The organism is Flammeovirga pacifica, from assembly GCF_000807855.2.
Lineage (GTDB): Bacteria > Bacteroidota > Bacteroidia > Cytophagales > Flammeovirgaceae > Flammeovirga > Flammeovirga pacifica.
Genome location: NZ_JRYR02000002.1, coordinates 645415 through 662835 on the forward strand (window position 1 = coordinate 645415; position 17421 = coordinate 662835).

The following is a 17421-nucleotide window of genomic DNA, read 5'->3' on the forward strand; positions in this document are numbered from 1 at the left end:
GAAGTTATTATTCTTCATCATCATCAAAATCTGAAGCACTAAAATTCATCATGCCAGACAATAGATCAGAAAAAGATGTTTTAGAAGCGATAGCATGTTTACTTAACTGACTAAATTCAGCTAACCCATGCAATACAAATTCCATATGATAGAAGATTTCTTCTTCCATCAAATCTGTATTTAACTTTTCTACTAAAGCCCTTAATGTAGGGATTTGGTCTAAAGTATTTTGGTATATTTTAATAGAAGCATCATTTAATAGATCTATGTTATGACCATTTCCAAACCATTCCAGAATATATTGATAAGGGTTGTCATCATCCTTTCTTACTTTCTCTGGTGATGGGTATATCTTGATAAACTGACTTCGAATGGCTTTACTTATTAAACTTTGAGCAACTTCTCCAGCTCCTTCTTGTTCACCTTCATAAACCAATTCTATTTTACCTGTTATAGCAGGAATAGTACCCATTAAATCAGAAACTCTTATGTAAGTTTTCTCTTCTTGGTTGACTAACATTCTTCGTTCAGCAGAAGAATATAGATTTTCCATTGCAGAAATTGTCAGACGAGCTGAAACACCACTTTTCTCGTCTACAAATTCACTTTCTCTTGCTTCAAATGCTACTTGCTCAATAAGGTTATCAGCCAGCGTATTTGATACTATGGCAGCTGATTGTTCTTCTTTAATATTAGCTTCTTGTAGAGTGATTTTTTTCGCCACTTCAATTTCCTTTGGATAATGAGTGATGATTTGCGATTCAATTCTATCTTTAAGTGGAGTTACGATACTGCCCCTATTGGTGTAATCTTCTGGGTTTGCTGTAAATACAAATTGAATATCTAGTGGTAACCTTAATTTAAAACCTCTAATTTGGATATCTCCTTCTTGTAAAATATTGAATAGAGCAACTTGTATTCTAGGTTGTAAATCTGGCAATTCATTGATGACAAATATAGACCTATGAGATCTTGGTATTAAACCATAATGTATTACCCTTTCATCAGAATAACTTAATTTATTAGTAGCGGCTTTAATTGGATCAATATCACCTACTAAATCTGCTACTGAAACATCTGGTGTTGCTAATTTTTCTGTAAATCTATCCTCTTTTGACCACCACTCAATAGGTGTTTCATCTCCTTTATTTTCAATGAGATTTTTTCCATAATATGATAAAGGTGATAAGGGATCATCATTTAATTCAGAACCTTTAATGACTGGAATAATATCATCTAAAAGATGAATCATTAATCGAGCAATTCTAGTTTTTGCTTGACCTCTTAAACCTAATAAATTAATATTATGTTTAGACAAAATGGCTCTTTCTAATTCTGGTATGACAGTGTCTTCATAACCCCATATTTCTGGAAAAGGGTTTTCTTTATTTTTAAGTTTTTGAATTAAATTATCTCTTAATTCGTCTTTAACAGAGCGCGAAACATACCCTGATGCTTTCAGCTGACCTAAGTTTTGAATGTTTAATTTTTCTTCTTTTGAAAGTTGAGAATAATTCATAGTTGTTATAATCGTTTCTTTTTATTTCTTGAGTAATCTTCAAAAATCATATCACCTAGCCCTTGTAAACCACTGAAATAGGCATTGCCGTTATTAGTTTCAGTAAATTCTTGAATGAATTCTTGTAAATATGGGTCTGAGGCAATCATAAATGTGGTAATAGGAATACGTAGTCTTTTGCATTGAGCGGCTAACGTTAGACACTTATTTACAATTTTTCTATCTAAACCAAAACTGTTTTTATAATACCCTCCAGCTTCTTTAAGACACGATGGTTTTCCATCTGTAATCATAAATATCTGTTTGTTTGCATTTTTTCTTCGACGTAATAAATCCATCGCAAGTTCTAAACCTGCAACTGTATTGGTATGATAAGGTCCGACTTGTAAATAGGGTAAATCCTTGATTTTTATCTGCCATGCATCGTTACCAAAAACAATGATATCTAGGGTGTCTTTTTTGTACTTTCTTTTTATCATTTCGGCCAGAGCCATAGCCACTTTTTTGGCAGGTGTTATTCTATCCTCTCCATACAATATCATTGAATGAGATATATCGATCATGAGAACGGTAGAAGTTTGTGTTCTATGCTCCTTTTCGATTACTTCTAAATCACTCTCTCTGATATTAAATGTATCAATACCATGATTTATTTGAGCATTTCTTAAGGAATCAGTCATAGAAATCTGACCTAGAGCATCACCAAACTCAAAAGATCTTTTATCAGAGGTCATTTCATCACCTTGTGTGCCTGTAAACTTAGTTTTGTGGTTTCCTTTACTACCTCTTTTAAGTTTTCCGAAAATTTCTTCTAAAGCTGATTGACGAATTTTTTGTTCACTTTTGGCGGTGATACTAGGTTTTCCATCCTGATTGTTTTCTTGAATGTAGCCCTTTTCTTTAAGGTCATTGTAAAAATCACCCATTCCATATTTGTCTGAAGTAATATTGTATTTTTTATCAATATTATTCATCCAAATCATGGTTTCGGAAACATTACCTCCTGTGATGTTAATTAACTCCATGAAAATTTTTAGGAGTTCTGAAAAAACATCACCTTCAGTTGTTTTTTTTGGGGGTGTATAGTCTGTAAATCTATAGCCTATCATAAGAGCAATGTGGTTTTAAGATATACTCAAAATAACACATTCCTTATTAAATTGTTCTATGATTTCGAAGATTAATGGATTATTTATTATTCACGGTAGTAAATATACTTGTGGCCGATTCAAGTTTAAATGGGTAAATATCTTCGTCGTTTGATTTAGTGGTCTCTCTGACTTTAGTCTTAGGTTTAAAGATTTCTTGCAGTTCTTTATTAATAGTTGATTTGTTGGAAATATTAGTATGGTAATTAAATATTGTGTCAAAATTATTGACATATGATGATGTGCTTCCAACAAATAAAATTATGGTACTTATGGCAAAAATAACTTTAAAATATCGGTCATATTTTTGGCTACTATGATACATAAAAACCATCGATAACAACATTATACTAATTGCAAAAATCAATAACCACTTAGATTGTATGATGTGATTAAACATTTTAGCCTTCTTTTCTGCCATCAACTTACTTTTTGCTCTGATTAGTTGTATGTCTTGGTAAGAAAAGTGGTAAATAGGGTATTTAACAATGGTTCCATCCACTTTTTCCAAGTAGACATTATCATCTGAACTTGTTAAATACATGGCATTAACATTGGCTTGTTCAATATTTAAGGCCCATAATCTATAATCATCTATAGATTGTTTTTGTGAATTTGCTAAAACAGAATTACTTAATGTTAATATCAAAAACAGAAATATTAGTTGGTACATTTAAAGAAAAAAGTTTTAAGGGGAATGACATTTAAAGTACAGTCATAAAGTTAACCTATAACAAGAATAATTTGTAGAATAAAGTACATTTCACAAGAATCGTACAATTTTTAATTCAAAGGATACAATAAAAATGATTAGATAGGTTAATTTTATTTTTTTAAGAGTTGTATAAAAGGCTTTTAACAATGCTTACACAAAGTAAAAAAACAGTAAGGAGGTAAGTACAAAACTGGAAGCACTTAATAAATAGTAATTATTAAAATGCTGTATAGCATGGCCTGATAAATTTAATATACCTCTATGTCCTTTTGGAAGGTCATTTGAATAAAACTGACCTTTTTCGTTTAAAATTTTATCTTCTTTCGTGGATCTGATTTGCCATTTTTTTTGAATCATGTTTTTAGCTTTCCAATAATATACTTCATTATCAATAAATATTTTGGCTTCAGTTCCTAAAAAATTAATATTGATCTTTCCTATATCTTTATACTCGTCATTAAAAATTTTAATGTTAGTATTTAAATTGATAGTATACTTAAATATGTACTTCGTATTTCCCCAAGTACCAATAAGTTTATGTAACCATTTCTTCTCAATTAGATTAGAAAGATAATAGTGGTCTTTGTAAATTGTTTGTGATGTTACATTGGTCTTTGGTTGCCAAATTCTGGATCGTATCATTATGTAATGTTGTTGTTCAAAAACAATTTAATTAAAAATATTATCAAAAAAAAATATCAAAATATATCATTTTCGACATACAAATTAGGATTCTAATATAGTGGTCAATTGGTTAATACGCTGTTCTTGAGTACTTTCATCTCTACTGTCAAATATCCATTGCATATAATCTTTTTGCTTATTGTAATGTAAGTTTTGGAAATTATAACTAGCCTTATTGGAAATATCATTCAGTATATTGAATAAAAACGAAGGGTCTGTTTTTTCATTATTATCAAGATATAGTTTTATAAATACCTTATCACCTTCTTCTTTCTTGATTTTTTTTCTTATCTCTTTTTTAACGGGTAAAAATAAACCATCATTCTTATGAGGCATTAGTTTCACTTTATTTAATGGGTAATCATCAATTGATCCGCTTACTGTAACCCATCCAAAATGTGTTGTTTTATCTTGTTTAATGTCTGGGATAAGTACATACGACCAACCTCCTTTACCTTCAAATTTTTGTATAACCCCTTCTAATTTTATCATAAAAAAAGCATGTTTAATAATTTACTTATCAAACATGCTTATTAATCTATAAAAATCAAAAAGTCTAAGAAAATGACTTATTCTTGATCAATAATTTTTACTCTGTAAACCTCACCGTTTATAATCACGGTAAACCTTGTGAAATCGAAAGATAAATCTGCACAAGCTTCTTCTTCTAATTCCATTTTGTCTTCCATTGAAACAACAGTACCTTCATTAATATTTTGAGAAATAACAATGGCTCCTACTGTATTTTCCCAAAGTTCAATGATAGAAGAAATTAACGCGATATGAGGTATTTCTTTCATTTTACCGAACAACTCTTCCTCTTCATCGTCTGTTTCTGCTTCCGAAAGGTCCATTAAAAGATCGTAATGGCTTTCTTTTAAGAAGTATTCTTTGTCTACTTCTTGTTCATTACTATTTAGAATTTGAATTTGTTCTAGTGTATTCATATCAGTCAAAGTTTCGTTTGAATGACAAGTTATTCAAATTTTTGGTAAGGAAGTACCCTTTGTTGTTATCTTACTGTTAATACTCAATTCACGTTATTTTTTAAGATTGCTTTTATTAAAAATATGATCAGGTATTTCGACATTATTTTCCATTTCTAAAACAACAAAATCAGTTCCTTTACCATCTTTCAATACATCTTTATAGTTCATTTTAAATGGGTAATATCGATCTCCCACTTTGCGTATGTCAGACATATTTATGGTTTTCAGTAACTGACCACTCTTTGCGAATAAATCTTGCCTCATGGGAACAGTATGATTGATATCAACCCACATTTTTATTTTTTGATAAGTCACATTCTCTGTCTTTGCATTTAATTCCAAAATATAGCATTGTTCACCGTTCATTTCTTCTTGCCCTGTAATCTTTGGGGTATACATATCCACTAATTTTTTTTCTTGCATCATGTCCTCATAAGACATATCAGAACCATTCACTGATTGTCGAAGCATGTGACCTGAAATTTGAATAGTTCGGTCTGATGATGGAGAATAAATCCATAGTTTATCATCTAATTTCAACATTTTTGTGCCTTTCTCACGAGCAGGAGATAAATATTCAGAAAAAGAATCTTTTGTGCCTCTTGTGTATCCCTTTGAGACAATTTCTTTAGTCTTACGTTTACCGTAAACGATCATTTTTGTAGTAGACACCTTTGTTTTGGTGTACATATTCTGATCGATTTTTTTCAATAAAGCATTGGGATCTTGTGCGTATCCAATAGTACACACCAATAATGACAGGATATATAATATATTTTTCATTTTTGCTCTTTGATTCATTATAATTTCAACTTCCGGAAAAATTAAACACCTAATTCATTAAATAATTGAGAGGTTTGTCTTTTGAAAATACCTCTACCAGAAAGTAATGCCCCTAAAAGTGTGGCTACAACTCCAGGGATAAAACCAATCCATAATTGTTGAGGGACCACTTTTGCGCGTATCACATTTGAAATAATCATACTGTTTTGCGACATCATATCTGAAATGTCAATACCCACTTCCTGTAAATAATACGTAAGACCAAGTCCGAGTAGAGTTCCTATCACAGCACCTATTAACCCTATTATTATTGATTCTAAAATTAACGACTTATAAATAGCCTTTTTTGATTCTCCCATGGCAATACGAATCCCAAATTCTGTATACCTGCGAAGACCTCCAAGAAGACCGGTATTCCATAATACGATAGACATAGCAATAATAAATAGCGTAGAAAAAAGACTTGTCGAGATATTAGCGATATCCAACATATAGCGTAATCCTGCTTGATCTTTTAATGCTAAAATTTCTGGAGTAAACTCATCTGTTTCAACAGACATTTTGGTATTAAAATCATTTTTTATCGTTTCTATTTTTGATTCATCGTAAACATCATTTGGTAAAAAACCTAGAATTTCTTGTGCAGCATCCACCATATCTAGCACTTGCTCTGCATCATTAATATCAATAATGAAAGTTCTATCATCTAAGACACTTGTACCAAATGAAACGGTTCCTGCCAAAGTGAAATTTTGAAAAGACATCGCACCATCCATGGTAGAACCGAAGAAGGTGATTTTATCTCCAATGTTTACATTCATCCTTTTAGCTAAGCCTTCACCCAAAATTATTTGATAAGCTCCTTTAGGTAAAGTACCTCTTATAAGGTTATTCCCTAATTTCATTCTTTCTTTATCAATACTATTTTCTGATAAATCAAGGGCTATACCTCCTGCAATACCTTGTGTTTTTGTTTGTCCATTTTCATCAGGTACATCAAGTATTCCTCCAAAATTGATACGTTTCACCCAATTCATTTCAGGATATTGATGTTTGAGATCTTTTATCAATACCTCAGCATCTAATAAGGATAAATCAAGTGGTTTTTGAGAGATATTTTGAACATATGCTCTACTCATCACTTTAACATGCCCTGTATTAAACCTTGCATTTTGATCGACCACATCCCCTATCATACCTTTCATATATCCTACAAAGAAAACGGAAAGGGATACTCCGAGTGCCACAACAATTACAGGAAGGACACTTCTACTTTTATCACGGATTAATCCTTTAAATAAAAATTCTAACATTATTTTTTCCCTTTTAGTGCATCAACAGTATTCATTTTTGCTATTTTTCTAACAGGTAGATAGCTCACGATTGTGGATAATAGAATAATCCAAAATATTGAACTGAATAAAAGTTTAGAAGTTAACATTGGATATAGCTTTTCTCCAATTGTAATTCCCATTTGTTGAGATTGTTCTTTACTCGATAGTGTTACTCCTTCAACCCCTAACCAAGAAATTAATGGGATACTAATGAGTGATCCTATAATTGTTGCTAGAATAGCATACATTGCCCCTTCTATGGTTAATAATAAAGTGACTCTTTTTTTAGTAAAACCTAAGGCTATATAAGTCCCTATTTCTTTCTGTCTTTTGAAAACAGAAAATACTTGAGAATCAAAAATGGCTATCAAGGCAATGAACATTAAAATGATATATAAAAAAGCTGAAGACCCTTTTTTCATTTCTACCATAGAGATAAAATCTTTAAGAAGATCTTGCTGACTTTCAAACCTCCATTGACTCTTTAATTCGTGGTTATAATTTCCTTTGACTATGTGATAGGAAGCCTCTTTTTCGAGTCCAGTCATTTTCCATAACAAATCAATATCCATCCATATTTGTCCCATATCTATAGTAGGAACATTTGTATGAAAAATACCTACTATTGTGATCTGTTTTGCATCAAAAGTTCCATTTTTATCTTTCCATCGTAAAAGTATTTTGTCACCTTTTTTAAGATGATTATTTGTAGCCATCGCTTCACCAATGATTACCGGAAATTCTTCCTTACTTTCATGAAATAAATGAGTAGGTAATTTTACAATGGATTGATTGGCAGGAATACCTTTGATAGCAATGGGTAACATTCTTCCCTGTGGATATAAATTTCCTTGTCTGATTAATACAGGAGCAATATTTTCATTTTTAATCATTTGATGATGCCCACTTTCAATAGTAAAAGGGTCGTTTTTATCAAATTCTTTGTAAATGATTTGTCCGTCGGCAAATTCCCAATCAATTTGATCTTTTACACCTTGGTACTCCCATCCCGTATAAAGACTATTGAAAAATAATATCAATAAAAAGGCAAAAGCTAGAGTTGTAATTGTTAACCAAGTTCTTAAGCCAGCGCTAATGATATTTTTATAAGCCAATTTAAAATTGAGTAATAAATCTTGTATCATAGCTTACTTATTTAACTTCATCATTAATTATTTTTCCATCTTCTAAAGAAATCACTCTTTTCAGATATTTAATTACTTTAGAATCATGTGATGAAAAGAGAAAGGTAATACCCAATTCTTCATTCAAGTTTTTCAGGATATCCATAATTTTATAGGCATTTTCTGAGTCCAAATTAGCTGTTGGCTCATCGGCTAAGATAATTTCTGGCTTTTTGACTATTGATCTTGCTATAGCAACTCTTTGTGCTTGACCACCTGAAATCTGAGAAGGTTTTTTATTGGCAATATCTTTTAAACCAACCCATTCAAGTGCTTGAAGCACCATTATCTTTCGATCCTCTTTAGGTATTTTTTGAAGAATTAAAGGAAATTCGACGTTCTCATATATAGTATAGACAGGTAATAAATTATAGGACTGGAAAATAAACCCTATATGTTCGTTTCTTAAAAGAGCCGAAGCTTCATCCGAATTATTAGCAATGTTTTTTCCATTTATTTTAATTTCACCTTCAGTAGAATCATCTAATGCTCCAATAAGGTTTAAGAGGGTTGTTTTTCCAGAACCACTAGGACCTATTAAACCTGCAAATTCCCCTTTTGAAAACGATAAATTAATATCACTTAAAGCTGTGAATTCCCCATCTCCAACTGGGAACCTTTTAGTGACTTGGTGTAATTCAATTAAGTTGTTTGTGCTCATTTTTTAATGATTTATAATTGCCATCAAACGTATACCAAAGCCCGATGTAAATTGGTTCAGATCGTTATTAACAATTGGTGATGTGATTTGTGTGGTAGGATTATAATACATCATAAAATAACCTGTCCATAAGTTGAAATCGTGATTATAAGAAGCAAAAGCTCCTGTACCGTTATTGGTCCAATCTTGATAGACCATTAAAGAAATACCATCGAAAAACGAGATAGGATAATTCAACGATAAAGCAGTTGTATTACCTTGGTAATCTGCTCTATTAATTTCTTCTCCATACCTTGTAAATAAGTGTTCTAACACAACATTTACCCCATGTATAGTATAATCTGTACCAATATTTAATAATGATTGATGTGTAAAGAAACTTATTGGATCTTGTGTTTTTGTATAACTACCTTCAAACCAAAGACCTACCCCAACATCCCATTTACCATCAATTCCATATTTATTTTCGATTGTATTAATTATTTCAGGTTGGGTCACATCTCTATTATCATAAATAGCATTTCTGTGATGATATGAAAAAGCAATTTCACCTTTAGGTGTTGGAAGTTGAATACGTCCTCCATATTCAGGAGTTTTTTTATCGGATGGTAAAACATCAAACCCTCTTCTGTCTTCATTACCATAAAGTACCCACAACCAAATATTAGCATTATTCTTAAAGTAATATTTACCTAGAGCAGAATATACCCCATTTGTTAAACCTAATGGGTCTCTCGGGTCAATTTGATTAAACCATTGTAATGGACGCAGTATTGAAGCTGAGCCAAAATCAATTTTTTGAAGCCCTATTCTAATTTCACTATTTTGGTAAGCATAACGTACCCATGCTCTATATGGATTAATGTAAGCGTTATTTATAGTTGTACCTCCTGCATATTGAATATCAGCATATAAGTTGGCTGAACCATACGCAGAAAAGGATTGAACAGAATCAATTTTATATTCATATTTTAATTCTGGTATATAACGTCCACCACTCCAAAGCTTTAAGTCGCTTTCATTGGTATATGTTGTAAACCCTTGGAACATTCCATTAAAATCTAAAGAAGATTGCCCCAACGCGGAAAATGAAATTATCATGCATAGAAAGGTAAGTTGTTTCTTCATTTTATTTTCTTTGACCGTAAATACCGAAAAAGTAAAATTTTGTTACCTGTCTCACAGCTTCCTCTAAACTATCAAATGTATTTAGAAAGAAAGTATCAGATGCCGACTCTTGTGCTTTCCCCATCATATACATGAGGAACTCAATACTATAATCATCTCCAATTTCCCCATTTGCCTTCGCTTTTAAGATTTCGTCAATAAATAAAGCAGTACTCTTTTGTTGATAATTTAATATGAAGTCTTGAATTTCTTCCGTTTGATCGTCTGTTGTCATTATTTCTTCCATAAATGCTTTACTCATTTGCCTACTGAAATAGATTTTCATGACAATAATCTCATTCAGAAAATCAACAAAACTCAATTTTTTATCAACAAGTTTTTGATATTCCATCAAACCACTATCAAAAAATTGTATTAGCACTTCTAATAGAATTGCATCTTTATTTTTGAACTGCCTGTAAAAAGACATTTTAGAAACACCAGCATTTTCAATGATATCAGTAATACTGATTTTCTTAATTCCATTTTGTAGAAATAATGAATATGCCGATTGAATTAATTTCTCTTTTACTTTCAAAATGATACTAAAATTTAATTATGATACTAATATAGTAACAAAATGAGTTAAATGTATCATTTATTTTTTTAAAAGTACTTAAATAATAACCTCGGAAAGGGATAATAATTTTAGATGTAACTGATAGTTGAATTCATATTAATTATTATCTTCGAAAAAACTTACTATAACATTCATTTTTTATAATGGCAAACACCAAAGACTCTTCGAGTAAATACGAATTACTAAAACAAGAAATTTTTGAAATGTCTGAAAAAACGGCAGTTTGGAGCGATGGACATAAACAAAAGTCATTTTGGATTTACATGGGTATTGCATTCTCTTCTTCTTGTATTACTTTTTTAGTAGCTATTGGAGATGATATAGCAGAAAGTTATCATCTATTCGCAAAATGTACAACACTTATTTTTAGTGCACTAAGTGCCTTATTAGCTGCATGGGATGGTTTTTTTAATCATAAAGAACTGTGGGTAAATTACAGCGAAACTAGAAATCATTTACGTACACTCTTATTTGAATTAAAGATGTTGAATGAGGAAGATCGTGAAAATGATAAAATTTTAAATAAGTTTTATCAACAGTATAAAGAAGTTGTTCACGAGAGTAATAGCAAGTGGAAAGAATTAAGAACAGATGATTAAAAATAAAAAGCTCAGATCAATTAAGACCTGAGCTTTTTTTCACCAAGTAATTCAGTGATACATATATATTTAATTCAATCTTACAGATTAACCTGCAATTAAATTCAGTACTGATAAAGCACCAATTACATACATTGTAACTGGTAATTCTTTTCCTTTACCACCTACAACCATCAAAAGTACATAAGAAATAAATCCAAATGTAATCCCCATTGAAATTGAATAGGTTAGTGGCATTAAAATGATCGTTAAAAAGGCGGGTACAGCTGTAATCATACTATCAAATTTTACTTCTTTGATATTCATGAACATGTAAACACCTACCATTAATAATGCTGGAGCAGTAGCGTAGGCAGGGACAATACCTGCTACAGGAGCAAAGAATAAACAACCAAACATTAATAAGGCTGTAAATACTGATGCCAAACCAGTTCTTGCACCAGATGCAATTCCAGAGGCAGATTCTATATATATTGTTGTAGTTGATGTACCCAAAACAGAACCTACTACTGTAGAAGCCGCATCAGCTTCTAATATTTTATCTAAACGAGGAACAGAACCATCTTTCTTAGTTAAACCTGCTTGATTTGAACAAGCAATGATTGTTGATAATGAATCAAACAAATCAACAAACATGAAAGAGAATATTGGACCAATAAACGTCCATTTCAATGCACTCATTATATCCAATTTCATGAATACTGGAGCAATTGATGGAGGTGTATCGATAATTGTTTCTGGTAATTTTACATAACCAAAAAGGATACTTGTTATGGTAATAAATAAAATACCAATTAAAATACCACCTGTTACTTTTTTATGTTCCAAATAAGCAATTACAAAAAAGCCTATTAAAGATATAATTAAAGTGGGCGTAAATTCACCTAAAGAAACTAATGTGGCTTGGTTAGCTACAATTAGTCCCATATTTCTCATCCCAATAAAAGTAATAAACAAACCAATACCGGCAGTTACACTAATTCTTAGAAATAGAGGAATTGCGTTAGCTACTTTTTCTCTTACCCCTAAGAATGTTAAGATGACAAAAGCAACACCTGAAATAAATACAATACCTAAAGCGGTTTCCCAAGGTACTCCTGCTCCAAGAACAATTGTATAAGTAAAAAAGGCATTAAGTCCCATACCTGGCGCCATGGCGAATGGCATTTTTCCCCAGAAGGCTGCTAATAAAGTACCTACTATACCTGCAATTAATGTTACAGAAAATAAAGCGGGTTTATCCATTCCAGCCTGACTTAGGATATCAGGGTTAACGAATATGATATAGGCCATAGTAAGAAAAGTGGTTAAACCTCCAATGAATTCTTTACTTACTGTAGTATTGTTATCTTTTAGTTTAAATATTTTATCTAAAAACTCCATTTTGATATATTTTATGTATAAATAGGTATCAATCGAAACCTAAATATAGTAGTCACATTTTTTTTTAATAATACAACCAATTAGAATGTTAATCGAACACAAGGTTGTGGAACAAAAGCATTAGAATTATTTTCTGCTAAGTTCTTATTGAAGTGCATATATATGTCACATCCTAATTCTAATTTAGAATTAGCATCGTTTTTAAAGATTGTATTTCTTCCTACATCAAATAAGAAACGAGTTTGTGATAAAAAGTCAGTACCCATGTCTGTACGACCAAATTCAACTTTATTTGTAGCGTTAGGAATTAAATCGAAGAAACCTTGAATTCTGAATCCAGCTTTTTTCCATACAGGTACATCAAAAACACCTGTAAATTGCACGGCATCTTCTCTAATATTATCTCTTCTCCAATAAGTTGATAATTTTAAGAAACCACCTTTAGGAGCTTTAAAGGTTAAGCCTGCACCTGCTAAAGTAGCAAAGAAGCCATTACCAATGTTTAACTGACCATCTAATGATACATCAGCTACAGGACCAAATGAGAAATCTTTACCTGTAACACCCGATAAACTTACCCAAGGTGAAACTTCTGAATACAATCTATATTGACCAGCAGAAGCGTCTAAATCTTGATTATAAAAACCGGTAGTATAAAAACCATCAGGAGCTGTCATGAAGTTAACAAAACCATAAACACCACCCCACTTTGTAACTGTAGTATGGTCTAAAGTAAATAGGTTCATGCCTTCATTTTTAGGATTAGCACCAGTGATATAATCCGTATTATTCCAGCCGTAGGCATATTCGATAAAAGTGCTTGAGAAATTTTGGGCTTGTACTGAGGTTGAGTACAAACCAATGATACACAGTAAAGTGATTAAAAGTTTCTTAGAAACCATGAGGATAATAAAATTAAGACGTTTTTTATTGCATTTGGAGCCTTTCCAAATGGGTGTTTTGATGGTAATCGCCAATACATCAAAATCACGATGCAAATATGCTAAAATTGATCGATAATTATCAATGTCAAATTTACACTTCCTTAACAAAAACGACTCATTATATGTTAATTAAGTTTAATGATTGAATGTGTATTCACTTTAATGTAATATTTCATATAAAAATGTACATATTTTTATTTTAGATAAATTAGTTTTTCAGCTTCCCATTTTTTTCCAGTAATATACATGGTATGGTCAGCTTGATACTGTTTATCAACTAATATCCAATCTGCAGTAGTATCCCAACTCTTAGATGATACAATGATATCTGCTTGATAACTATATCCTACGGTACTGACAATAATATCTGCCTTCCATTGTTGGGTTACAATAAAAACTTTAGGTTTTGAAGTAATATCACCAGCTACTGCATAATCACAATTTGTAAAGGTGAGAATAATTGAAGTGAAAATTAATAGGTAAAGTAAGATACGACGCATAATTTCAGATTAACTCTTGATGAAAGAATGATTAAAATTAATAAAGTGAGATTTATTCCCCTACTCTGTTTACTTACATTAAAATAAATCATTGGCTCTTACTTAAATATTTTAAGTTTAAATATAAAAATAGAATTCATTAATAATATTTAATTGCAAGTTGCAACCTTATATAATGTTATTATCTAATTAATGATTAAATTATTATGTACATCATTCACCCAAAAAACACCTAATGCAAAGGTTAATTAAACTCTTTAAGGAAAAACCTTTTATATCATCCATTTCTTTAACATTCAGTGAGTTGTTATACAACTACTCACTTCTTCTTTTTGTCACTCAAATGTATTCTGCTGAGGATGTAGGACGTTGGTTTATTTTCTTTGCGGTATTTAATCTATCTATAAATGTAAGAGAAGGTGTTTTATATGTTGCATTGGTTAAATTTTCAAGTGGTAAAAATGATAAAACTGCCCATTCTACCTATAAAACAGTTTTATTCGCATTATTACTTATAGAAAGCATTATAGGTGTTGTTGTTCTTGGAATAGGCTATGCTGATATATTTCCAGAAGTCTCTGCATTATTAATATTTTATCCTATCTATTCGATCTCAAATAACTGCTTAAAATGGATAGAAAATATTCATAAAAGTAAGGGAGAATTATATAAAGCCGTCATAATAAATCTGACTACTTTGTGTTTGTTATTTTCAGCGTTTATCTATATAAAATACAATCCTATAGGATTACCTGATTTAATTATTGTATTAAGTCTACTTTATGTTTTTGGATTTCTTATTGGACTTTTTTCTATATCCACTTCTAAGATATTTAAAAGTTCTTTTGATAAAAAAACCTTCAAAAATATTATGCACTATGCTAAGCAGGGTACGTTAAAAGCAATTTTTGGAACCTTGGCCTCAAGAATGACTTTATTTATTTCTGCTGGAATACTTTCCTTAGAAGTTACTGCATTATTAGGTGTAGCACAACGATATCTTGTATTGATTTTATCTTTAAGCAATGCAATTCAACTTATATTTTATCCCAAAATAGTATTACTTTTTGAGGAAGGTAATTTTAAACATTTCAAACTTGAGTTTATCAAAACTATTAAAAGAGTTTACACTTTAATAGTACCTATATCAATAGGCTTTTTAATTATCATAAAACCATTATTAAATATACTCCATGGAGAAGGATATGGGGATTCATTTCATTTGTTAGTTATTCTTATTATTTCTGCTCAATTCTCTCCTCTTGGAGCATTCTTTGGGAGCTATACCAATGCCATAGGGAAACCACAATATTCAACAAATGTTGTTATTATAAATAGTTGTATTCTTATTTTATCTTCTTATTTCTTTGTGAGATACTTTGGAGAAATAGGAACAGTATTGCCCCTACTCGTAACAGAAATTATAGGATTCTTTTTTATATTTCATTATTATCAGAAATATGAAAAAATCAATATTATCTATCTTATGGTTATCACTCCATATCTTTATAAGGTATATTATAGAAGAGCAAGACAGCTGTATTATTCAAAATTTAAAAAATCAGTATAATAAAATCTGAATTGGTCATTTTTTAAAAGATTTATTTGTTCATTTAAAAAATTGTCTTTTACTTTGTAACATCATCAAGAATCCTTTAATGGATGCCAACCGAGCTTTAGCCACGGTGGCAAAATAGATGAGGTCGGATCGACAAAAAACATCCCCCCTTTTCTTAAAATTCTTGATGTCATAGTAAAATAATGTATCACTTTAATTTACATTTATGACATTAATAATGAATGATAAACATCTCATCGTAAATCATTTAGATTTACTTTCAGATGATGAATTAATTGAAAAATTCAATTTAGAAGTTGGTAATTTCCAATGGAGTGAAAGTAGAGGCAAATACCTCTCAACTTTACATTCTGAGTTCCGATCCAGAGAGTTTGATTCCTCATCTGTGTTTATAAATGGGAAAATTTCCTTAAAAAAACATATTCAACTACTTCACGGAAAGTTATGTTTTATTTAATAATACAAAAATAAAAATACAAAATCATGGAATTACAACAAGATATTTACATACATTTCTTAGATCATTTTGCTTCTTTCAATGATCAGGAATTAAAGCAAGTTTACATCAATATAAATCACAATGTATCCCATCATAATATAGGAATGTACCATGCATTAAAAGATGTATGGGAAGCCAGAAATATTAAAATAAACTAATAATAGGTAGGTGTAAGCTTCAATAATTTTAAAAAATGAAGGGCTTCTGATCTAGATTTTTTCACATATTGTTTCACCGGGGACTTAATTATTAGGTTGATACCATATAATAATATTTTAGTCAACGGTGAATCTAAAATTATGATATATAAATGGATAACATGTTCATAATCTTCTAGAATTTTTTGAACTTGTTTGCCAAAATCTAAACGAAGATTAGTATGCATCACTTTTACTTTTGAAACATCATAAATAAAGTAATGCTTTGTAGTTATACTTTTAAGAAATAAAGTAATTCGTCTAAAAAGCAAATCATAATGTTCTTTTGTAAAATCCGACATATTAAATGTTACAATGATTGTATCATCCTTTATTTCGAATGTAAAATCTTGACAGCTAAAACTGTTTACTAGAGTTTTCTTTGGTAAAAATGTATTCAAAATAGTATTGATTTAGGATACTTGAGGAAGGTTTAACATTACTTCTTTTTCGATTAAAGCAAATCGATGGGCTGTTTTAAAACTATTGTAAGCTAACTGCTTAATTTTAGGTTTAAACACTTTATTAATTGCTCTAATTATTAGTTTTAAATAGGTATTGGGTATAACTAAATAATATGAGATCATTAAATCTTTGTACCTACGATCATGTTCACAAATTAATCTTCCATATTCTAATTTAGCATCATTACTTAACCATTCGATCTGTGTTCCATCATCGATTAAAATAAAAGGTTCTGTAAACATATCGAAAATTTGTTCTTTGAACTTTTTAAATTCTAAAACATCAATTGATGTTAGAGATGCTTTGATACATGTCATCTTAACGATTGGGAATTCTCCTGTATCTATAACAGCAATATTATTAGTATAAATTTTTTTCATAGATAGTTTTTTGGTTGAGTATGATTTGGTTAATGTTGTTTTTTAAGTTTCAAGAAATTTAGACTACTTGATTTTATGAAATAATGAAAAAAGAAAAATATTGATTAAGGT

Annotated in this window: 19 protein-coding genes and 1 riboswitch; of the genes, 3 read left to right on the plus strand and 16 right to left on the minus strand. The window is 30.4% G+C overall.

Features of this window, described 5'->3' with window-relative positions; genetic code table 11:
• Positions 1-7: 7 nt before the first annotated feature.
• The 12 genes from NH26_RS21625 to NH26_RS21680 form a co-directional block, all read right to left on the minus strand.
• Entirely contained in the window at positions 8-1519 is a 1512-nt protein-coding gene (locus tag NH26_RS21625; RefSeq protein WP_044220997.1) for a P-loop NTPase family protein, read from the minus strand.
• A 5-nt stretch (positions 1520-1524) separates the two neighbouring features.
• Positions 1525-2628, minus strand: coding sequence for a vWA domain-containing protein (locus NH26_RS21630; protein WP_044220994.1), 1104 nt, complete (start codon positions 2626-2628; stop codon positions 1525-1527).
• Positions 2629-2707: 79 nt separating this feature from the next.
• Positions 2708-3316, minus strand: coding sequence for an SHD1 domain-containing protein (locus NH26_RS21635; RefSeq protein WP_206780205.1), 609 nt, complete (start codon positions 3314-3316; stop codon positions 2708-2710).
• Between the two features lie 216 nt (positions 3317-3532).
• On the minus strand, positions 3533-4024 hold the full coding sequence (locus NH26_RS21640) for a hypothetical protein (RefSeq protein ID WP_044220989.1): 492 nt from the start codon (positions 4022-4024) through the stop codon (positions 3533-3535).
• Between the two features lie 84 nt (positions 4025-4108).
• The gene (locus NH26_RS21645) at positions 4109-4558 is read right to left on the minus strand and encodes a DUF1905 domain-containing protein (RefSeq protein WP_044220986.1); all 450 of its coding nucleotides are present in this window, start codon (positions 4556-4558) and stop codon (positions 4109-4111) included.
• A 77-nt stretch (positions 4559-4635) separates the two neighbouring features.
• On the minus strand, positions 4636-5013 hold the full coding sequence (locus NH26_RS21650) for a hypothetical protein (RefSeq protein WP_044220984.1): 378 nt from the start codon (positions 5011-5013) through the stop codon (positions 4636-4638).
• A gap of 93 nt (positions 5014-5106) precedes the next feature.
• A complete protein-coding gene (locus NH26_RS21655) occupies positions 5107-5838 on the minus strand; it encodes an outer membrane lipoprotein-sorting protein (protein WP_044221166.1) in 732 nt (243 codons plus the stop codon).
• A 41-nt stretch (positions 5839-5879) separates the two neighbouring features.
• Entirely contained in the window at positions 5880-7151 is a 1272-nt protein-coding gene (locus tag NH26_RS21660) for an ABC transporter permease (RefSeq protein WP_044220981.1), read from the minus strand.
• The gene (locus NH26_RS21665; protein ID WP_044220976.1) at positions 7151-8317 is read right to left on the minus strand and encodes an ABC transporter permease; all 1167 of its coding nucleotides are present in this window, start codon (positions 8315-8317) and stop codon (positions 7151-7153) included. Before NH26_RS21665 ends, NH26_RS21660 begins: the two co-directional genes overlap by 1 nt.
• Positions 8318-8324: 7 nt before the next feature.
• The gene (locus NH26_RS21670; RefSeq protein WP_044220973.1) at positions 8325-9017 is read right to left on the minus strand and encodes an ABC transporter ATP-binding protein; all 693 of its coding nucleotides are present in this window, start codon (positions 9015-9017) and stop codon (positions 8325-8327) included.
• Between the two features lie 3 nt (positions 9018-9020).
• Complete coding sequence (locus NH26_RS21675; RefSeq protein WP_199880281.1) at positions 9021-10118, minus strand: hypothetical protein; 1098 nt, start codon at positions 10116-10118, stop codon at positions 9021-9023.
• Positions 10119-10146: 28 nt separating this feature from the next.
• Complete coding sequence (locus tag NH26_RS21680) at positions 10147-10722, minus strand: TetR/AcrR family transcriptional regulator (RefSeq protein WP_044220967.1); 576 nt, start codon at positions 10720-10722, stop codon at positions 10147-10149.
• Between the two features lie 185 nt (positions 10723-10907).
• Between NH26_RS21680 and NH26_RS21685 the strand changes: the two genes are divergently transcribed.
• Positions 10908-11363 carry a DUF4231 domain-containing protein gene (locus NH26_RS21685; RefSeq protein ID WP_044220965.1) on the plus strand — a complete coding sequence of 152 codons (456 nt, stop codon included), beginning with the start codon at positions 10908-10910 and terminating at the stop codon, positions 11361-11363.
• A gap of 87 nt (positions 11364-11450) precedes the next feature.
• Here NH26_RS21685 and NH26_RS21690 read toward each other — a convergent pair whose 3' ends face one another.
• From NH26_RS21690 to NH26_RS21700, 3 genes are all read right to left on the minus strand, one after another.
• Positions 11451-12746 carry an NCS2 family permease gene (locus NH26_RS21690; RefSeq protein ID WP_044220962.1) on the minus strand — a complete coding sequence of 432 codons (1296 nt, stop codon included), beginning with the start codon at positions 12744-12746 and terminating at the stop codon, positions 11451-11453.
• 80 nt (positions 12747-12826) lie between these two features.
• Positions 12827-13648 (minus strand): hypothetical protein, encoded by an 822-nt coding sequence (locus NH26_RS21695; protein WP_044220959.1) that lies wholly within the window; start codon positions 13646-13648, stop codon positions 12827-12829.
• Between the two features lie 236 nt (positions 13649-13884).
• Positions 13885-14190, minus strand: coding sequence for a DUF6150 family protein (locus NH26_RS21700; protein ID WP_044220957.1), 306 nt, complete (start codon positions 14188-14190; stop codon positions 13885-13887).
• Positions 14191-14425: 235 nt separating this feature from the next.
• On the opposite strand from NH26_RS21700, the gene NH26_RS21705 reads away from it, so the two are divergent.
• Positions 14426-15760, plus strand: a complete 1335-nt coding sequence (locus NH26_RS21705; protein ID WP_139263229.1) for an MATE family efflux transporter — start codon at positions 14426-14428, stop codon at positions 15758-15760.
• A 66-nt stretch (positions 15761-15826) separates the two neighbouring features.
• Positions 15827-15919, plus strand: a riboswitch (SAM-I-IV-variant riboswitch).
• 333 nt (positions 15920-16252) lie between these two features.
• Positions 16253-16426 (plus strand): hypothetical protein, encoded by a 174-nt coding sequence (locus NH26_RS25545; protein ID WP_158022001.1) that lies wholly within the window; start codon positions 16253-16255, stop codon positions 16424-16426.
• 452 nt (positions 16427-16878) lie between these two features.
• Here NH26_RS25545 and NH26_RS21720 read toward each other — a convergent pair whose 3' ends face one another.
• The gene (locus NH26_RS21720; protein ID WP_044220948.1) at positions 16879-17310 is read right to left on the minus strand and encodes a hypothetical protein; all 432 of its coding nucleotides are present in this window, start codon (positions 17308-17310) and stop codon (positions 16879-16881) included.
• Positions 17311-17421: the final 111 nt, after the last annotated feature.